Origin of the sequence: Brevibacillus sp. BC25 (assembly GCF_000282075.1) — a bacterium.
Classification (GTDB): Bacteria; Bacillota; Bacilli; order Brevibacillales; family Brevibacillaceae; genus Brevibacillus.
Window position 1 is genome coordinate 48,451 of the sequence record NZ_AKIX01000018.1, and the last position, 18,215, is coordinate 66,665.

General features: G+C 46.2%; 18 protein-coding genes. 10 read left to right on the forward strand and 8 right to left on the reverse strand.

Annotated features, from left to right (window positions below; all coding sequences use genetic code 11):
• The first annotated feature begins 9 nt into the window (after positions 1-9).
• The 3 genes from PMI05_RS04500 to ppsA all read left to right on the forward strand — a co-directional run bounded on the left by PMI05_RS04500 (position 10) and on the right by ppsA (position 4,862).
• A complete protein-coding gene (locus tag PMI05_RS04500) occupies positions 10-1,371 on the forward strand; it encodes an LCP family protein (RefSeq protein ID WP_007717762.1) in 1,362 nt (453 codons plus the stop codon).
• A gap of 84 nt (positions 1,372-1,455) precedes the next feature.
• On the forward strand, positions 1,456-2,052 hold the full coding sequence (locus PMI05_RS04505) for an Hsp20/alpha crystallin family protein (RefSeq protein ID WP_039960238.1): 597 nt from the start codon (positions 1,456-1,458) through the stop codon (positions 2,050-2,052).
• Positions 2,053-2,246: 194 nt separating this feature from the next.
• Positions 2,247-4,862, forward strand: a complete 2,616-nt coding sequence (gene ppsA, locus PMI05_RS04510) for a phosphoenolpyruvate synthase (RefSeq protein WP_007717764.1) — start codon at positions 2,247-2,249, stop codon at positions 4,860-4,862.
• A gap of 86 nt (positions 4,863-4,948) precedes the next feature.
• Here ppsA and PMI05_RS04515 read toward each other — a convergent pair whose 3' ends face one another.
• From PMI05_RS04515 to PMI05_RS04540, 6 genes are read right to left on the reverse strand one after another with little or no spacing between them, the layout of a single operon-like run.
• The gene (locus PMI05_RS04515; RefSeq protein ID WP_007717765.1) at positions 4,949-5,164 is read right to left on the reverse strand and encodes a spore germination protein; all 216 of its coding nucleotides are present in this window, start codon (positions 5,162-5,164) and stop codon (positions 4,949-4,951) included.
• 3 nt (positions 5,165-5,167) lie between these two features.
• A complete protein-coding gene (locus PMI05_RS04520; protein ID WP_007717766.1) occupies positions 5,168-5,560 on the reverse strand; it encodes a spore germination protein GerPE in 393 nt (130 codons plus the stop codon).
• A 14-nt stretch (positions 5,561-5,574) separates the two neighbouring features.
• Positions 5,575-5,766 (reverse strand): hypothetical protein, encoded by a 192-nt coding sequence (locus tag PMI05_RS04525; RefSeq protein ID WP_007717767.1) that lies wholly within the window; start codon positions 5,764-5,766, stop codon positions 5,575-5,577.
• A complete protein-coding gene (locus PMI05_RS04530; RefSeq protein WP_007717768.1) occupies positions 5,763-6,377 on the reverse strand; it encodes a spore germination protein GerPC in 615 nt (204 codons plus the stop codon). The genes PMI05_RS04525 and PMI05_RS04530 overlap by 4 nt, the downstream gene beginning before the upstream one ends.
• Before the next feature lie 15 nt (positions 6,378-6,392).
• Positions 6,393-6,638 carry a spore germination protein GerPB gene (locus PMI05_RS04535; RefSeq protein WP_007717769.1) on the reverse strand — a complete coding sequence of 82 codons (246 nt, stop codon included), beginning with the start codon at positions 6,636-6,638 and terminating at the stop codon, positions 6,393-6,395.
• On the reverse strand, positions 6,635-6,886 hold the full coding sequence (locus PMI05_RS04540) for a spore germination protein (RefSeq protein WP_016740748.1): 252 nt from the start codon (positions 6,884-6,886) through the stop codon (positions 6,635-6,637). Before PMI05_RS04540 ends, PMI05_RS04535 begins: the two co-directional genes overlap by 4 nt.
• 147 nt (positions 6,887-7,033) lie before the next feature.
• Here PMI05_RS04540 and PMI05_RS04545 point away from each other — a divergent pair, with 147 nt between their 5' ends.
• Entirely contained in the window at positions 7,034-7,231 is a 198-nt protein-coding gene (locus PMI05_RS04545) for a hypothetical protein (RefSeq protein WP_007717771.1), read from the forward strand.
• Positions 7,232-7,240: 9 nt separating this feature from the next.
• Here the strand turns inward: PMI05_RS04545 and shc are convergent, their stop codons facing one another.
• Positions 7,241-9,223, reverse strand: coding sequence for a squalene--hopene cyclase (gene shc, locus PMI05_RS04550; RefSeq protein ID WP_039960242.1), 1,983 nt, complete (start codon positions 9,221-9,223; stop codon positions 7,241-7,243).
• On the opposite strand from shc, the gene PMI05_RS04555 reads away from it, so the two are divergent.
• The 6 genes from PMI05_RS04555 to PMI05_RS04580 all read left to right on the forward strand — a co-directional run bounded on the left by PMI05_RS04555 (position 9,196) and on the right by PMI05_RS04580 (position 15,267).
• Positions 9,196-10,329 carry a DUF2515 domain-containing protein gene (locus tag PMI05_RS04555; RefSeq protein WP_007717773.1) on the forward strand — a complete coding sequence of 378 codons (1,134 nt, stop codon included), beginning with the start codon at positions 9,196-9,198 and terminating at the stop codon, positions 10,327-10,329. The genes shc and PMI05_RS04555 overlap by 28 nt on opposite strands.
• A gap of 85 nt (positions 10,330-10,414) precedes the next feature.
• Positions 10,415-12,673 (forward strand): type IA DNA topoisomerase, encoded by a 2,259-nt coding sequence (locus tag PMI05_RS04560; RefSeq protein WP_007717774.1) that lies wholly within the window; start codon positions 10,415-10,417, stop codon positions 12,671-12,673.
• A gap of 116 nt (positions 12,674-12,789) precedes the next feature.
• Positions 12,790-13,455 (forward strand): PspA/IM30 family protein, encoded by a 666-nt coding sequence (locus PMI05_RS04565; RefSeq protein ID WP_007717775.1) that lies wholly within the window; start codon positions 12,790-12,792, stop codon positions 13,453-13,455.
• Between the two features lie 66 nt (positions 13,456-13,521).
• Positions 13,522-13,926: a DUF350 domain-containing protein gene (locus PMI05_RS04570; RefSeq protein ID WP_007717777.1), complete on the forward strand. Its 405-nt coding sequence runs from the start codon at positions 13,522-13,524 to the stop codon at positions 13,924-13,926.
• Between the two features lie 25 nt (positions 13,927-13,951).
• Positions 13,952-14,458 carry a DUF4178 domain-containing protein gene (locus PMI05_RS04575; protein WP_007717784.1) on the forward strand — a complete coding sequence of 169 codons (507 nt, stop codon included), beginning with the start codon at positions 13,952-13,954 and terminating at the stop codon, positions 14,456-14,458.
• A 17-nt stretch (positions 14,459-14,475) separates the two neighbouring features.
• The gene (locus tag PMI05_RS04580; protein ID WP_007717786.1) at positions 14,476-15,267 is read left to right on the forward strand and encodes a DUF4247 domain-containing protein; all 792 of its coding nucleotides are present in this window, start codon (positions 14,476-14,478) and stop codon (positions 15,265-15,267) included.
• Positions 15,268-15,345: 78 nt separating this feature from the next.
• On the opposite strand, the gene PMI05_RS04585 is transcribed toward PMI05_RS04580, so the two are convergent.
• On the reverse strand, positions 15,346-18,215 hold a 2,870-nt coding region (locus PMI05_RS04585; RefSeq protein WP_007717790.1), incomplete at its 5' end, for a collagenase.

The following is an 18,215-nucleotide window of genomic DNA, read 5'->3' on the forward strand; positions in this document are numbered from 1 at the left end:
GAACCGAACGTGCAAGCCAAGAATGACAAGCCTAAAGCTCCTGCAAAACAGCCGCGTAAACGAATCAAGCGTGGCCAGCGAAGCAAGCGGATGTATCTGCTCTTGGCGGGTTGCTTATTCCTCTGTTTGTTGGCCGTAGGAGCAGGCTTCGCCCTCAACCAGTTTAACAAGACACTGGACATCGTAACGCAAGACCCTTACAAGCTACCGGATCAACCTGTAGTAGAAAAGCCGTACGAACAAAAGAAATCAATCGCCTTTGTCATCGTCGGGGTGGATACGCGCAAAAACATCGGCATGTTGAACACGGATGTCCTCGTCGTCGCAGTCGCCAATCCGGTTACGCAAAAGCTGAGCATGGTATCGTTGCCCCGTGATACCCGCGTTCAAATCCCAGGATATCCAGGCTATCACAAGGTCAATGAAGTATTTGCATTAGGGGAAAATATCAGGAAAGATGCGGAAATCAAAGGGAAACCTGTTACAGAAAATGGCATGACGATGCTCAAAAAAACATTGAATCACATGCTGGGAATATCGGTTGAGCATTACGTGCAGCTTGACTTTGAGGGCTTCACAGCAGTCATTGACAAGCTGGGCGGGATTACGGTTGATGTAGATCGCGATCTCGTATACGAATTGCCGAAGCAAGGTGTATACCGTAATTTGAAAAAAGGGAAACAAGTATTGAACGGAGAGCAGGCACTCGGCTTCGTCCGTCATCGCATCGACAGACGTGGAGACGCTTACAACTCGAGCGACTTCGATCGCAATCGCAGACAGCAGCAGGTAATCCGAGCTGTGGCAGAAAAGAGCATGTCTCTGGATGGGATATCGAGTTTGACAGCCGTATTGGATACCGTTGGTCAACATATCAAAACCGATCTCTCACAAAACCAAATAAAAGGATTGGCACTCGATTTTGCCACCTTTTCGTCAAGCAACATGGTTACTTTGGATAATGGGGCGATCTGGAGCTCTCCTTATTCCTTGTGGCCGAGGGAGAACATGCAAGCTGTTCGAACTGCCTTGCAAACAGAAGTGGGTGTAGCTGGACTAAGCGAACAGCTCAGTGATGCAGCTGTAGCGGAAGTAGCCAAGGTCGAAATGAAAGCAGAGAAGAGAACACCAGCTCAAAAGCCCAAGCCCACGACAGGTACAAAAGAGCAGCCAAAAACACAAAAACCAGCCACACCACCACCAAATCCGGCGTCAGAATCAACACGGGAGCCTGTAACACCGCCGACTGTACCAGATGGAAATGGCGGCGAATCCAATCCTGAGTCGACGGATAGTAATATGCCACCACCAGATATTTTGGCTCCGCCTACACCAGCTACAGATAGCGCTGATGTAGGGCAAACTGGATGATCTTGAGCACACCCCCCAGGCAAAAGCACATATTCTATCGTACCAAGACAGTCTTGCCTTTGCTGGGGAGGGAGTGCGGAAGTGATGAAAAACCTGCAAGAGACCATGAAACAGTTACAAAAAGCATCCGAAAGTTTGTCCAAGCTCGGCATTGACCCAGATCATCCGTGGAAAGCATTGAGCCAGATGGGGCAGGTGCTGGATACGAACTTTTGGGAGAATATCGCGACGCTCAATAAGCAAGCAGCACAAAAGACGGCCACCGCCGCCGCGCCAAATGTACCACCCGTGAAAAAGGGGAAAAAAAAGACGAAGGAAAAACCGATGCGTTTCATGCAGGTAGACGATTCGCATTTTTCCCCAGCCTCGGATATTTTCCAATCAGAGCAAATGGTCATTGTTTCCTGTGAACTGCCGGGCTTCGATCGCGATAGTCTGGAGATTACCCTCTCCGACCAACGGTTGCTGGAGGTCAAGGGGATCATCAAAGAAAGTGAGCACCAGGGTCTCCGTACACAAGGGGAAAGAAGCTATGGCCCCTTTTATCGCAAGCTGGCTTTACCGGTTTCCGTTAGTTCAAAAGGGATGAAGGCCCAGTATCAAGACGGGGTGTTAGAAATCTATTTGATGCGTGATGGAGCTGCGAACGAACGAAAAACAACATTTAAAGCGAGCGTGTAAAAATCAAAAAAGAACCTGGATATGTCTACCAGGTTCTTTTTTATTGCACATAAACAGACACGATGATATAATCAGATCACGACTGTTTTTTGTATATGTAGTCATAAATATAGCATCTTACACCATAATCGTACCATGCTGGTGAACTCTTGTCAAATGTTTTTTCTCAATTTAATGGTTAGGAGAGATATTGAATGAGTTCATTGGTTCTCAGTTTTCAGGAGATGGAAAAAACGCAGCTTTTGCTCGTTGGCGGAAAAGGGTTACATTTAGGGGAATTGTCAAAAATTCAAGGAATACAAGTACCGGAAGGATTTTGTGTGACAACAGTGGGATATCAAAAGGCCATCGAACAAAACGAAACGTATCATGCTTTGTTGGATCGACTAGCCATGCTAAAAGTACAAGATCGAGATCAAATTGGTGAAATCAGCAGGAAGATTCGACAAATCATTATGGAAGTAGAAATTCCTTCCGATGTTGTGAAAGCCGTTACTCACTATCTCTCCCAATTCGGAAAGGAGCATGCTTATGCAGTGCGTTCCAGTGCGACTGCTGAAGATTTACCACATGCCTCTTTTGCAGGTCAACAAGACACCTATTTAAATATTATTGGCAAAGAAGCAATATTGCAGCACATCAGCAAATGTTGGGCTTCCCTATTTACGGATCGCGCGGTAATCTACCGGATGCAAAATGGATTTGACCACCGTCACGTTTATTTATCCGTTATCGTTCAAAAAATGGTTTTCCCACAGGCTTCCGGTATTTTATTTACCGCTGATCCCATTACTTCCAACCGGAAGTTGCTATCAATCGACGCCAGTTTTGGACTTGGAGAGGCACTGGTCTCTGGCCTGGTATCTGCTGATTGTTATAAAGTGCAGGAAGGGGAAATCGTCGATAAGAGGATAGCAACCAAAAAATTGGCTATCTATGGACGAAAAGAAGGTGGAACAGAGACACAGCAGATCGATCCTGATCAGCAAAAGACCCAAACACTTACTGAACCACAAATATTACAACTGGCACGCATTGGAAGACAGATCGAAGCTTATTTTGGTTGCCCACAAGATATCGAATGGTGTTTGGTTGATGATACTTTTTCTATTGTCCAGAGTCGTCCCATCACGACTTTATACCCCATCCCTGAAGCGAATGATCAAGAAAATCATGTCTATGTATCTGTTGGTCATCAACAAATGATGACTGACCCCATGAAACCATTGGGACTGTCTTTTTTCCTGTTAACGACTCCTGCCCCTATGCGAAAAGCGGGTGGAAGGCTGTTTGTTGATGTTACAAATATGCTAGCTTCACCTGACAGCAGACAACTCATATTAGATACCCTGGGACAATCCGATCCGCTTATAAAAGACGCGCTTATGACCGTATTAGAGCGAGGAGATTTTATACCATTGTTACCCATAGATAAAATAGAACAGAGTCCCGGTAAAAGCAAGAAAGGTATGTCATCTTTGGGTTTTCAAGAACAATTCGAAAACGATCCGACAATTGTTTCTGATTTGGTTAAGCGTAGTCAAGCATCGATCGAAGAGGTAAAGCATAACATCCAAACGAAATCAGGACCGGATTTATTTGATTTTATTAGAGAAGACATCCAGCAATTAAAGAAGATTTTATTTGATCCACAAAACATAGGTGTGATTACGGCTGCTATGAATGCTTCAAAATGGATCAACGAAAAAATGAACGAGTGGTTGGGGGAAAAAAACGTAGCAGACACGCTTTCTCAATCTGTGACACACAATATTACTTCGGAAATGGGGCTGGCACTCATGGATGTTGCAGATGTCGTTCGCCCTTATCCAGAAGTAATTGATTTCTTACAGCATGTAAAAGAAGATAACTTTTTGGATGAACTGGTTCAGTTTGAAGGTGGACAGGAAACACAAGACGCAATCTATGCTTATCTCACGAAATACGGAATGCGATGTGCCGGAGAAATCGATATAACGAAAACGCGTTGGAGTGAAAAACCAATGACGCTTGTCCCTATGATTCTAGGTAACATTAAAAACTTTGAGCCGAATGCTGGAAATCGGAAATTCGAACAAGGGCGACGGGAAGCTTTGGAAAAAGAGCAAGAGCTATTAGATCGATTGAAGCAATTACCGGATGGTGAACAAAAAGCCAAAGAAACAAAACAAATGATCGACCTCATCCGGAATTTCATCGGCTACCGAGAATATCCAAAATACGGCATGGTGAATCGCTACTTCGTTAATAAGCAGGCTTTACTGAAAGAAGCCGAGCAACTCGTACAAGCAAGCGTTATTTATGAAAAAGAAGATATATACTACCTCACTTTTGAAGAACTTCACGAGGTTGTACGCACAAACAATTTGGATGTTCAGATCATCAGCAAACGAAAAGACGATTACAAGTTTTTTGAAAAACTGACTCCCCCACGTGTAATCACGTCTGATGGTGAAATCATTGCAGGTAAGTATAAACGGGAAAATATACCAGCCAATGCGATTGTAGGTCTACCTGTTTCTTCCGGGATTATAGAGGGGCGAGCACGAGTCATCTTAAACATGGAAGATGCTGATCTAGAAGATGGAGATATATTAGTCACCTCCTTTACTGATCCTGGCTGGACACCGTTGTTTGTATCCATAAAAGGTCTTGTCACCGAAGTGGGTGGACTGATGACCCATGGGGCAGTTATCGCGCGTGAATATGGCTTGCCAGCAGTTGTTGGTGTGGAAAATGCTACCACTCTGATAAGAGACGGGCAACGAATTCGCGTGCATGGAACAGAAGGTTATATTGAAATATTGTAGTCAGGGGGCCTTGTGCCTCCTTTTTTGTTTCGTTTTTTAGCCAAAATAAAAACAGTGTCAATGAAAAGCCATTAACACTGCAGGGATTAGATGTTCCCAAACATCGGTTGATCGACGACATTGGGGTCCAGTGTATTCGTTGCGTTGACACCATTGAGCGTGTTGACGACGTTACCTGTGTTGCCGCCTCCTGAACCGGAGAATGTCTTGGCGGCTGTTTTTGGCGATATGTTGAGCGTATCTCCGAAGTTAACTGTACCCGAATTATTATTGATATTGACAGCTCCAATGACAGAAGGCACAGCTTACCCCCTCCCTCCAGTTTTCGGCTCTTCTTGGAAAATGTGACGAATATTTACGACTCGTGTTTCGAGTTTTATGGATTCGTTCGAACCAACATGGACAACGGAGGATCCTGCTAAGAAAGGGACTTCCACTTTTCGAATGAAAATGTACGGGCAGTCGTGAAACGTATCGATGCAAATAGGATCTGAGAGACTAGGAGGAGTTAAAGGAACGGAAAAGGCCGAGTAATTCTCAAACATAAATTCATTTTCATAGAAGATGGCCTGCTCACGTTGGACGGCTAATATGTTTGCGACAGCATCAATCTGCCGGGAATCACCTATTTGCAGAACAGATGAGGTATCGACCGAGAGAACATCCAGCTTACGGACATGACTGGTCCTTCGGTACATGGTGACAACCCTCCTTATGAAGCAGGCAGCGCAGTAGCAATCGGGATCGAGGCTCCGACAATCATTTTTTCGGGTGGCGTTTCATAAATCGCTCTGAGGTCTACTGTCTGTGTGTCCCCAATAAACAAGGAAGCGGCAGAAGTGAGAGCACTGATTGAGACCTTCTTTACACAAATGGCTTCGTTTATCACTTGATACCTCATCATGGTTCGTTCACCTCACGAGGCAAATTTTTCACGAATGTTTCGCAGGTCTTGTTGATATCCCGTTTCACTTTTTGGACCGTATTTTGCACGAAAGCATCGAGCTGCTCTGGTTCTAGTTCTTCGGTGGGGAGCTCGCTCAGGTAATACTTAATCCGTTGGTCGATCTGCTTTTTAATGTCATCCAAGATAAAGGCACGATAATTATTATCCAGTGGATAGTTGCACTCAGTTTCGATTCTTTCAAGAACGAGGTAGGCATCTTGCTCCAAGTATTGATAAATTTCTCTCTGGACACGGTCAAAAAGTGGGGCATTGCTTTGGTGCGGATTAGGGACATCCATCGATTGATTGATGGAAAAATCACCGATTCCTGCATCATTTCCTTTCGGGTTTAAGCCGATATTGAGAGTTCCTTCCAGTCGCTCAACTTTTAGCAGATCGAATTTGTACTCGTTTTTGATGACGGAAGGAATCTGTTTTTCCTTGAGATCATTTACATCTTGCTGCAGCTGTTCAATCATTTGCTTCAATTTCTCGATCTTATCGTTTTGCAATTGTATATAGTCATGTAACTGTTGAAAATATTGCATCATTTCGGGATCCATGTACATGACGACCATCCTTCTTCATCTAAGAGTGCCAGAGCGAACAGGTGAAGGCTGAACCAATGGAATGAGGGGCACGAATTCTTCCAAACCGCTTGTGGGCAGAGGCCCCACCTGTGGAGCTGGTTCTGTGAATCCGCCGGTGTTGTACAGCTTGGAAACGGGCTTGATAATCCCTGCGCTTCCGATTTGGCACACCGAAGAGTTGCTTATGCCTTCGATCTTGAGCGAATTGATTACGATATGTTGCGTCACAAAAAAATTCATGCGAAATCTCGTCCCTTTGCCCTGAAATCGTTCGTTTCTTCTACAAAAAGCGGGATATCATTATCGGATTGTTCATTGACGTAGACGACGCTACGTGGAATTTTAAAGGACAGATTGGTACCAGAATTGAATGATCCTCCACCCGCGAAGGTTTTGGCATAAGTGGTAGGTGCGATTTTACGGACGTCTCCGACATTGAAAACGCCGCCCACGTTGTTTACATTGATGACTCCAACGAATGCTGGCATGTTCGGCACATCCTTTTGGGAGAGATCCTCTCTGTATTGTATGTCGTAGGCCATTGGGTGTTCATACCTGTTTTTGCGACCGAATCAATGTAAGCAGCATACGATGTATGGATAGGCCCGAGTTTTAGGAAAAGGAGATAAAGTTCCATGAATATGAAGGTGACGAATAAAAAAATAGACGTCGGTGATTTCAGCTTTGGTGGTGTAACGAAGTCGTCGATTGTGCTGATTGGGGACACCGATGTCCTTTCTTGCTACTCTATATTTGATACGCCGCCACACACCGTGATTTATTCCCCCCAGATTCCTCTCCAGCCGTTAGACCTTGGCTTGCGAAGAGGGTAGAGGTGTTCTTTACGTGTTCGCGTATTTCGTCTGATAGTGGCTCAGAGCCAGCAACGGCCAAATCCAACGATAGCTGTGATAAGCAAAGTAAGTGCCGCCAGGACGTCCCCCGCCAGTCGGGTAGCGAGTCGTCCAATCATTTGCTTGATTGTGAGTGAGCAAATAGTGAATCCCTCGTTGAAGCTCTGCTGTCGGCATTGGTGACACGGCTATCAGTGCATCGATTGCCCATGCCGTCTGCGAGGGAGTGCTTGCTCCGAGGGGGACGTACATTTTTTTCTGGTCGCTTTGGCAAGATTCTCCCCAGCCTCCGTCGGGATTTTGGATGGCAACCAGCCACGCAACCGCTTTTTGAATGGCGGGATCAGTAGGGGAAAAGCCAATCGCCATCAGCCCGGTAATCGCAGCCCATGTACCGTATAGGTAAGTAATTCCCCAACGTCCATACCAGGAGCCGTCGGACTCTTGATGTCTGAGAAGCCAGCGGACTCCTTTTTCTACATGTGGGTCAGTCAATGTTCGTCCGGCATAGTTTCCGAGGAACTCTAAGGTCCTCCCTGTCAAATCGGCAGAGGAGGGATCTGTACTGACGGTATCGGCACCTTCGATCGGCAGGTGGCGAATGAAATCAGCATCTGTATTTCGTTCAAAAGCGGGCCAGCCCCCATCGTCGTTTTGCATGGATAATAGCCATTCGAGACCGCGATTCCAAGCGGCTGCTGTTGTTATATCCGTACGGGCGAGCAGGCGCAGAGAGCGCAGAGCTGCCGTCGTATCATCAATATCCGGGTTCATGGTGTTGTAGTCAGAAAAGCCCCAACCGCCAGGCTTTCCTTTTGGATTGCGGATTTTCCAGTCACCGTACGTATGCTGCTGCTTTTGGAGAAGGTAACGATTTGCTTTTTGAATCGCGGGATGTGTAGTAGAAAGTCCGCTTTTTTGCAGAGAAGAAGCCAAGAGCGCCGTGTCCCAGACGGCTGAGGTAGCTAGCTGCAAGTGTGCGCCGTTTTTATATTCGTAGACACTATTCGTAAGTCCCTGCATCGCTTTTTGGATGAGTGGGTCTTTCGGAGAATACCCCCGAGCGAGCAGCGCAAATATCATGAAAAAGGTAGAGGTCGAATAATTGTACAGAGTTCCGTCCGGCTCGATTCGCGCCAGAATGTATTGTTCCAGGCGCCGTAGGGCGAGCTTGTGTAGTTGTCCGGGTAAAAAGGGGAGACGCTGCAAGGAATCGTGGATGGTAGCGAGGAAGGATTGGCCCTCTTTGAGGAAATGATCTAGGACGCGATGCGGATATAGCCCGCGAGTGATTGGTGTATCTGCGTATAAATCGGACAAGTCTGGCGCATCGTCAGGCTTTTTTACATATTGGCGATCAGCCACAAGCATCATGGGGGTAAGATGGACACGTGCGTAGCCAACAAAATCGTAAAAGCTGACAGGGAAGCTCGGGGGCAATAGAGCAATCTCGACGGGAACAAGAAAATGCGAGGGCCACTGGTATTGGCCTGTCAAGGCTGTAGAGAATTTGGTCAGCATGTTCGCTTGTGTCAGCCCACCCTTTTCCAAAATAAACGAGCGAGCCAGAGCCATTCTCGGTTCGTCCTTCGTGTATTTGCCTGATAGCAGAAGGGCGTAATACGAATCAATTGTCGTAGATAGATGGCCTTCATGCTCGTCAGGATACAGCTTCCATGCCCCATTATCGTGTTGGAGAGACCTGATGTGAGCAGTGAGCTTTTCCATTAAACGCTCATCATGAATACCCAGCGTGCGCAATAGGATGATCATGTGAGAATCTGTCATCGGTGAACTTTCCAAACAAAAGCGCCAAGTGCCATCCTCTTGTTGGCGTTGTAACAAAAAGGCTTGAATGCGGTTAATTTCTTGCTGGACTTCACGCAACTCATTCACCTCCCGATAAAATACGGCACCAAAGGAAGAGAGGGGGAAGAGCATCGATGGGTTTGTCGTGGTACCAATACGCATCTCGCTTGCCGCTTGCCAAAAATATGGGGAAAGTCCGTACGGCAACAGCACCATTGCCAGCACAAGATCAAAAGACGGTAGAGCGGATTAGACAGGAGACGCTCGCCCACAACCGTGACAATATCGACAGAACGCGCGCCTATTTGTCGTTTTATCAAAAGCATCCACAAATTCATTGGGCGCTATTGGCCCATCTCGTATCGCGCAATGCTGGATGGAGTATGACCGATTTGAGGGGAGAATTATTGCCTCGCTTGCTGCGAACAAAAGAGCAGCAGGATTATTTTTCGTTTTTGGAGCGGGGAAACTGGCTGATTTTTCACGATGCGTACCCTCAATTGTTACTGTATGAAGAGAGTGTCAGGCGACAGACCAACCTTTTTTATATACTGCCTCATTTGGGCGTCTCTACTTTTATGCAGGCGATTTGGGATCATTTCTGGAAGACCACTGACAAAGAGCTGCTCACCATTGGACTGATTATCAATGAACAAAACTACTTGGAAGAACAGGTCATGAAAGACCCGGCCTATCAAAATTCAGTGGTCCGCACAATCCCGTTTGCCCTGCAGGAGCTTTTGCAACTGAATATGATCTTGCTTCCCTATCGGAAAGTGGCTGATGTGCAGGGTAGCTCCTTGCAGCTCGCGGGTGAGCGAGTGTTTCATTTTGCCTCCTTACCGGAGAGAATCAGCTTGGGAAAAAGGCTGTACAGTCTGCTGTTCGGTGGTACGAATAGGCAGGAGACAGCGTACACTTGGGCATTGGAACAGCCACACACAGGTTCGCGAAAAGATTATTGGCCCCATCTCTTTCACGATGTGAATGATACAGCTCCTGGCAAGCCCTATCAGGTAAAACTAATGAACTGTCAGCTGCGTTCAGGGGCAAAGCGACTATTTTCCCCAACGTTGCGCCAAGTTTGGAAGCCTATCCACCATGAACCGCCAAAGGAGTTAGACTGGTATAAAAACAAGAGTGATGTTTGGCGTGTGCTGACTCAGACGGAGGAGACAGCAAATTCAGCAGAAATGAGTGAAGCGTATTGTCAGGCGTTGGCAAAAATCGAGTGGGCTGTCGCAGCCAGAACGAGAATACTTAGCTAACTTGTAGTAAAATAGAGAGGAATCCAGAACGTAAGACTGATCCTCGACGGGTTGCTTAGAGAGTTTTAGAAGGAGCGATTATCATTTGAAGACACTAATTATTGCGGAAAAACCTGACATGGGACGAAATATTGCCGCCGCAATAGATCCTAAAGCTAAAAATCACCGCACCTATTTAGAAGGTGAAAAATACATTATTACGTGGGCAATCGGGCACTTAATTGAACTAGCGGAACCGGAGGCGTACGACCAAAAATATAAAAAGTGGAACATCAATGATCTTCCTATCATTCCTAATCCATTTAAGCTAGTGCCCAATCGGAAAACATTCGATCAGCTAAAAATGATCGGGCAGTTGGCCAAACGAAGCAATCAGCTGATTAATGCATGCGATGCCGGGCGGGAAGGTCAACACATCTTTTCACTCATTCAGCGACATCTAAAATTGAGCCACCCCGTTAAAAGACTGTGGATCTCGGACTTGACCCCTGAAACGATCAGGAAAGGATTTGCGGAGATGAAGGATGCCGCAGCCTATGAAAACTTAACGAGGGCAGCAAAAGCTCGTAGTGAGGCCGACTGGCTAATCGGGATGAATGGCTCACGCGCATTTACGACCAAACATAACGTGCTCCTTTCTGTCGGACGAGTACAGACCCCTGTCCTTGCTCTCATTTATGATCGACAGAAGCAAATTGAGGCTTTCTCATCGGTTACGTTTTTTCAAGTGGAAGGGCATTTTTCGCAGGGTGAGAGGACGTACAAGGGTCTTTGGCAAGGTGATCGCTTAACCGATCCATCTAAAGCGGAAATGTTGGCTCGTAAAGTGAAAGGAAAACAAGGGCGGATAGCATCCTACGAAGTAAAGGATACCAAGGAGTATCCGTTTAAGTTGTATGACCTGACGTTGCTGCAACGTGAGGCCAATGGCAAGTACGGTTTTTCCGCCAAGAAAACCTTGGATTTAGCACAGGCACTCTATGAAAAACACAAAGTGATTTCTTATCCGAGGACGAATTCCAACTATGTGACAGAGCAAAATATTCCCGAAATGCACAACACCTTGTCGTCCTTGCAAGGCACTGGATATGACGACCTAGTAAAGGGTGCAAACCGTAGTTTGGTTCATAAAGGCAACAAATTTATATGTAATCCAGCAAAAGTAGACGACCACCATGCCATCCTGCCGACAAATCGTAAGGCTTCAGGGCTTACGCCAGATGAGCAGAAGTTATACGATTTGATCGTGCGCCGCTTTCTTTCACAGTTTTATCCACCAGCTGAATATAAGATGCATACGGTCATAACCGATGTGGAAAATGAATTGTTCAAAACGTCGGTGAAAGAACGGAAAAGTCTCGGTTGGAAGATTATTTATGCCGATCAGCAGAAGGAAAAGCCCAAGAATGTGAAAGGTTCGGCCAAAGAAGAAGAGGACAAAGAAGAGATTGAAGTGAACGAGCCTTTTATCATTCAATCTGATGCCAGCGTAGTATGCTCGGATGCGATGGTAAAGGAGAAAGAAACACAGCCGCCCAAGCACTTTACGGAAGGGACGCTTCTAAAGGCCATGGAAAGCGCAGGCAAGCAAATCGAGGACGAGGAACTGCGTGATGCGATGAAAGAATCTGGTCTGGGAACCCCGGCAACTCGTGCCGCTACCATCGAACGACTGAAAAAGGTCGGATACGTTGAAATGCAGGGGAAAAGGGTTCAACTTACGCTAAAAGGCCGTACAGTTATCGAATTGATTAGGGGAGCAGGTATCGAACTATTAACCTCTCCTGAAATGACGGGGCATTGGGAGCGCCGCTTGAATGAGATCTCCCGAGGGACCGCCTCCGACGGGCAATTTATGGAGAATGTGAAGAAATTCGCTACGATGATCGTAGAAAAGGTTCGCGTACAATCTCGTGCTGAGAAGACCTTGTTTGAGAGTGAGAGTACCACTCAAAAAGGATCTTCGAAAACAAGAGGACGAGCTAGCGGGCGAAGTACAGACAGATCAGGCGGCAGGAATGCCACAACAAAGGCTTCAACTCGAACGGTAGCAAAGACCGCTAGTACAACTTCGAGTATCATCACCAAATGTCCACGACCGGGTTGCGGAGGCTCCATTTTCATGGGACGCAAAGGTTACGGTTGTTCGAATTACAACGTGGGCTGTAAATTCGTTATATGGAAAGAGAACTACGGGCGAATGCTGACGGATACACAGATTAAAGCACTCATTGAAAAAGGCAAAACAGGAAAAATGAAGCTTGAACGTCAGGATGGGACACAATTTCAAGCAAAGCTTATTTTGAAAAGTGTAGAATCGGGCGAACTTACTTTCGAGCAGTAATCCAATAAAAAAATAAATTGTTGAAACTTACTTGCGTAATGATCGTAAATACAGGTATAACGGGGACGGCAAATTTAGGCCGAACTACCTAGCAGGTACTTAAGGAGGAATATTCCATGTCCATTTTTAAAAGACTGCGTGATTTGACCATGTCCAATTTGTACGCTTTGATTGAGAAAGCAGAAGATCCAATCAAAATGACAGACCAGTATTTGCGTGATATGCAAGAAGACTTGAATGAAGCAGAGAAAGCGGTTGCCGCCCAAATTGCTTTGGAAAAGAAATTCAAGGTGCTGTATGAAGAACAGGAAGCCTTGGTGAAAAAGCGTGATGAGCAAGCTCATATCGCAGCACAAGCGCAGAACATCGATCTGGCTCGACGTGCTCTGGAAGAAAAGAAAGCCGCCGAGCAGAAAATGAACGAATACAAGGATAGCTACGAGAAAAACAAGCTGGCAGCCGATGGATTGCGCGAGAAGCTGGCTGAAATGAAAAAACAGATTACCGAGCTGAAAAACAAGCGCGAAACATTAGTTGCTCGCGTCAATGCAGCCAAAGCGCAAAAGACGATCAACCAGGCGATGGGTGGCTTCGACACGAACTCGGCTATGTCTGGCTTGAAACGCATGGAAGAAAAAGCACTGCAAATGGAAGCAGAAGCAGAAGCCAGCGGCGAGATTTACAAAAAACAGAGCTCTTTAGATGATGAAATTGCGAAGCTGAATAAGGATCAAGCCGTTGAGGACGAACTGGCTGCTCTGTTGAAAAAATATGAGGGGTAAACCGCTTCTGGCGGTTTCCCTTTTTTTCAGACCTTAAACACCTTGACGAAAGTGGAGTGATTCGCTTTGACGTGGACAGAAATACTAGGAATGCTGGTTTGGACAGGAGCCGGCGGCATTTTACTTTTTGTTTTGATGTGGATCGATTCGTTGTTTACGAAATACAAGGACATCACGGAAATCAAAAATGGAAACATCGCGGTCACGACGCGTTTTGTCATGAAGCTGTTTGCGCAAGGATACATCTTATCGCAATCTATTATTACCTCCAACCTATTGTGGACAGCACTGCTCGTTTCTGTGCTCTCATTTATCATTCTGTTCCTTTTGGAGAGAATCGTGGAGTGGCTGTTAAAGCAAGTGGCCGGACTGGACTTGGAAAAAGGGACGCAGGAAGGAAAAGTGGCACATGCCATGATGGCTGGTTCATTCCATCTCGTGGGTGCCTTGATTTTGGCTGCATGTCTGTAAGACGTGATAGGGAAGGGAGTACAGCATGAGTTTGATGAAGCGAATCCAAAACATTTTTGCCAAGCATGAGCCTCCTGCACCGGAGAAGAGCATCCTGACGGTGGGACCGGGTGATGTGGTCGATGTATCGCTCGTTACCTATCAAGTAATAGGGAAGGCGAGCAATGCGAGTCGCAAAGCCACAATGCTTACGTTGCAGGATGGAACGACCATTCGCTACCTGTATATCGAGGAACGGGAGAAGATTGTCTATCATTTGTATAGCGTGATTGATGGACGACTGGATTCAATAGACGAAGTACCAACTACAATCGAGATGGACGATGTTACCTACCATTTGGAGGAGCAATATAATGGCTCCGTCCAGACTGTGGGGAAAGCGCCGTTTCACACATCAGGGGAGCAGTACATCTGGCAATTCCAATCGGATCAGCGCCAATTGTTGCGAATCGAGTGGCAGGATGGCCGTTTCATGCTCTATGAGGGAGAAAGTGTTCTGCCAGCGGACGTGCAGGTACTGCGTAGCACATAGAGAGGAGGGACAAGTACATGCCAAATCCATGGATGAAATCAATCAAGCTCCTGCTGATTCCGGCGTTGTTCCTCCTTACGCTAGCGGGTTGTGGCAGTCCTGCGGTTGGCGAGACATATCCGCTTGAGTCTGTCTCTACCAAGGACAATGGACAGTCGTCACGCGTCTATCGTGCGGAAGACAAGACTGTACCGGAAGTAGCCTTGGAGCTGGCGGAGCAGAATACACCAGATGAAATCTCCAAAGAAGATCCGCAGCATATGTTCCTCATTTACCCGGACGAGATATACCATCTACAGCAAGACGCTGCCAAGCCGACGGATACGTTGATCGAGGTCGACAGCAAAGAGTACGTCCGGCAAAACTACGATTCTTCGTTTTTGCAGGGATACATTGTAGCCAGCGTACTGGATGATTTATTCGACGGGCTAAAGAAAAGTACAAAGGGCAGCTATCGTGGCTACTCTAGCAAGGACATATACAAGCCTTCCGGAACGTATCGCGTGCCTACAACCGAGGACAAAAAAGTAGCGCCCCCGATTACCAAAGAGGGTACGGGAAGTATTTTCAAACGGAGTAATGCGAAGAACACGGATGGTACGGTAGGTTCTGACGGCAGCCTTTTCAAGAAGCAGGGGGAGTCGTCTTCTAGCGGTAGTTCAGGTAAAATTATTCGTTCTTCCAGCGGGCAATCGTCGAAGTCGAGTGGATCTGTCTCATCTAAACGCTCGAGCTTTTCCCCGCCGAAAAGTAAATCGCCTCCACGAACGAAGGTAGGGGGCTCTGGGCGAATTACAAAACGCCGATAACTGTAAATAAAACAAGAGAGAAACGAACACCCCCAAACGATTTTTGTAGCTCGTTTGGGGGTGTTTTTGTTTTGTAGATTAGCGCTGCTTGGTCTCTACCGTATACATAACGTCTTCATTTTGATATTTGTACACATACAAGTAGTAACGGCCAGGCATTACTTGATAATGGGCACTTTGCAGATTTCCCTCTATCTCTTGCGGGTACGCTACAGGCTGATCTTGATTTCCTTCGTGGAATAGCATCCAAGTCACACCTTGTCCCTGCTGAGGGTTCAGAGAAATACGTATTTCTTCTGGTTTATCTACCTGGAAGGCAAAGATATCTTGCCAGTCGTTTCCTTTCATGTCACCTGAAACAGTCGTACCTATCGGCAATGGACCATTTGCTTGCTCGGTAGAATCATTGCTCTCGCTTTCTTGATAGAGTTGCTCTTGCGGGCTATCTTCACCCGTAACCAATAAGGTAAACGGTTGGTCCTCTTGTCCTGTACGATATGTATAAGCGGTCACATAGTAAGTCCCTGGTTTCGCATCGAATGATCCGATCAGCTTGTTGCCTTCACGCTTGGTGGGATAGGAGATGTAGTTTTCTCTATCGGATTCGTGGAATACAAGCCATGCTACGCCATCTCCTTGCTTCGTTTCCATCTCTACTTGAAGCTGTTGGGCTGATTTCACAGCGAGACGGAACTCCTGACTCGGTTTTTGTGGATGAATGATACCAGTGATCGGTTTACCTAATGAAATGGAAGATTCTTCAGGATCTGGATTTGGATTTGGCTGTTCCGTTTCGGAGCCATCTTCTTGAGCCAGCTTCCCGTGGAACACGACATCATAGGCAAAGCGTCCATCTTTTGTCGTACGATAATTGGTGAAGTAGCTTGTAACCGTGTCATAGCCATTCCAGGAAAGATCCGATAACTCCTTGAGGAATCCATCTGTGAGGCGATTCATTTCTTGCCAATCCTGATATTCCCCTTGGGAAGCTCCTCCCGTATAGACCCCACGCAACGTGAAGCTGCGGAATTCCTCAGAGTCCTTTTCATCTGTTTTTACGTCGGTCAGAGAGGCAACCTCTGCGATTTGACGATAAACCTCTTCTTTGCTCGTAACGTCCACTTTTTGTAAGTAATCATCTGAAACGAGAGGGACATCCAACTCTTCATACTGGTCGATCAATTCTTCTAGCGTTTCTTGATAGCCACGTTCAAGAGCGCGATCACGGCTGAAATCTTCGATCAAGTCATCATAAGCTGATACATCATTGGAACGGATCGTATCATTGATTTTATCCAGACGAGCAAAATCATTCTTGAACATATGGTACTGAAGTGCGAATGAATAGTCGTAGAATGCAAGGGTTCCATATTTGGCACGCATCATATCTGCCGCAGTGTAATCGAGATAAGACGATGCATTTCGGATATTGCCTACAACTGATTGGCGAGGCTTGATTCCTTCTGTTCGGGTAGCACCTGCGAAAAACTCAGCTCCGCCTTCTTCATACCAAGGCAAGCGGCTGTTCTCATAAATCTCTCCACGTCCCCACATGCCCGGTACTTCATATCTTCCTTGCAAATAATGGACGAATTCATGACGGAACAGCTCTTCCAGACTGTAGATACTTTGTTCTTTTGTCCGATCGTAGGTGAAGAAGGTGCCGGTACCCTCAATGTAGATGCCACCATTATCTGTGTCGTATCCGTACAAGAAGCGATTCATTTTATATTCATCAGGCGTATTGTAGATGACAATAGTCAGTACATCATCCGGATTACCACTCTCTAGCTCCTTGTCATTGCCGATGACACGATGAAATTGTGCCTTCACTTCCTTGGATGCCCAATACAAGCGCTCAACCTGTTCTTCTGTTAGTTTATCTCCCGTTTTGAACACAACCGCTCCGCCATCAAAAGTAAATTGCTGCGGAAGATAATGCTTTTTCCCTTCTTTTTTCATTTCCTCGAGGTCGATTTTGTTTCCATTGGCATCCTCGCCATATGTTTCCTCGATTTGTTGCGCGGCAGTGAAGTATGGCTCGCTCCACTTTTTATAAGTTTTCATCGCTTTCGTCAAAATGTCATTGGCTTTGTCTGGATCACTGTAGTAGCTTCCTAATTTCCCTGTGTAATACAAGGCATTGTTCGTCAACCATACGTGATCAGCGGAAGTGTCACCATTTTCCGCCATGTCAAAAATGGGGTCGAGAAATGCGTCGATGCTGCCTTTTAGCTCATCTCTTTCTGAATCATTTACACCCCAAATCAGAACATAGCCAACACCTTGAAGGACGCTGTAAAAGGCCTCGCTTGCTTCGCGATCATCTGACCATTTATCCCGATTGTCGTTAAAGTCCTCCATTACTTTTGAAAGAAGGCCGATTGTCTCAGAATCAACAGTCGTGTTGCTAATTAATTTTCCTGTAGAACTGATGATTTCGTTCTGGGTCTTTGTGCCTAAAGAAAAATTTGGATTGGAAGTAATTGATTGAAGTGCTGGAATAATGTTTTGCTTATACTTTGGCTCCATCAAATACTTTAATTCATCATTGTAATAACCCAGATAATAACCCGAACGCAAAACCTCTACATATGTATGTATGCCTAGCTCGTCATCCTTGGTGAAGTTCTTGCCACTCTCTTGCAAGGCATCGATAATCGCCTGAACCCGCTCCCGATCTTCATAAAATTCCTGGGTGTCGTCGTTGTAAGTAAACAGCTCAGGGATTTGCGTCCAACTGATTTCCTTCAACAATTCAACAAGCTCTGAATTGTCTAATGTATTCAGGTGCGAGATGCTGTACTTCTCCTGTTTGGCTGCTTGGCGTAACTGTTGTTTCGACATGTTTTCCTGAACCGGTGTATGACCAATCTGCGAATCACTGGGCTCTTGGGATGGGCTTGGCAGCGTGCTTTTGGCTTGAGTTGCTATTGGCATGCCTGCCG

Excerpts from the sequence above, each read along its gene's own strand:
- PMI05_RS04575 (WP_007717784.1), top strand. The coding sequence starts at position 13,952 with ATGAGTTTGATGAAGCGAATCCAAAACATTTTTGCCAAGCATGAGCCT.
- PMI05_RS04540 (WP_016740748.1), bottom strand. The coding sequence starts at position 6,886 with ATGCCAGCATTCGTTGGAGTCATCAATGTAAACAACGTGGGCGGCGTT.
- shc (WP_039960242.1), bottom strand. The coding sequence starts at position 9,223 with ATGCGTATTGGTACCACGACAAACCCATCGATGCTCTTCCCCCTCTCT.
- PMI05_RS04530 (WP_007717768.1), bottom strand. The coding sequence starts at position 6,377 with ATGTACATGGATCCCGAAATGATGCAATATTTTCAACAGTTACATGAC.
- ppsA (WP_007717764.1), top strand. The coding sequence starts at position 2,247 with ATGAGTTCATTGGTTCTCAGTTTTCAGGAGATGGAAAAAACGCAGCTT.
- PMI05_RS04535 (WP_007717769.1), bottom strand. The coding sequence starts at position 6,638 with ATGAATTTTTTTGTGACGCAACATATCGTAATCAATTCGCTCAAGATC.
- PMI05_RS04520 (WP_007717766.1), bottom strand. The coding sequence starts at position 5,560 with ATGTACCGAAGGACCAGTCATGTCCGTAAGCTGGATGTTCTCTCGGTC.
- PMI05_RS04565 (WP_007717775.1), top strand. The coding sequence starts at position 12,790 with ATGTCCATTTTTAAAAGACTGCGTGATTTGACCATGTCCAATTTGTAC.
- PMI05_RS04555 (WP_007717773.1), top strand. The coding sequence starts at position 9,196 with ATGGGTTTGTCGTGGTACCAATACGCATCTCGCTTGCCGCTTGCCAAA.
- PMI05_RS04580 (WP_007717786.1), top strand. The coding sequence starts at position 14,476 with ATGCCAAATCCATGGATGAAATCAATCAAGCTCCTGCTGATTCCGGCG.
- PMI05_RS04545 (WP_007717771.1), top strand. The coding sequence starts at position 7,034 with ATGAATATGAAGGTGACGAATAAAAAAATAGACGTCGGTGATTTCAGC.
- PMI05_RS04525 (WP_007717767.1), bottom strand. The coding sequence starts at position 5,766 with ATGATGAGGTATCAAGTGATAAACGAAGCCATTTGTGTAAAGAAGGTC.
- PMI05_RS04505 (WP_039960238.1), top strand. The coding sequence starts at position 1,456 with ATGAAAAACCTGCAAGAGACCATGAAACAGTTACAAAAAGCATCCGAA.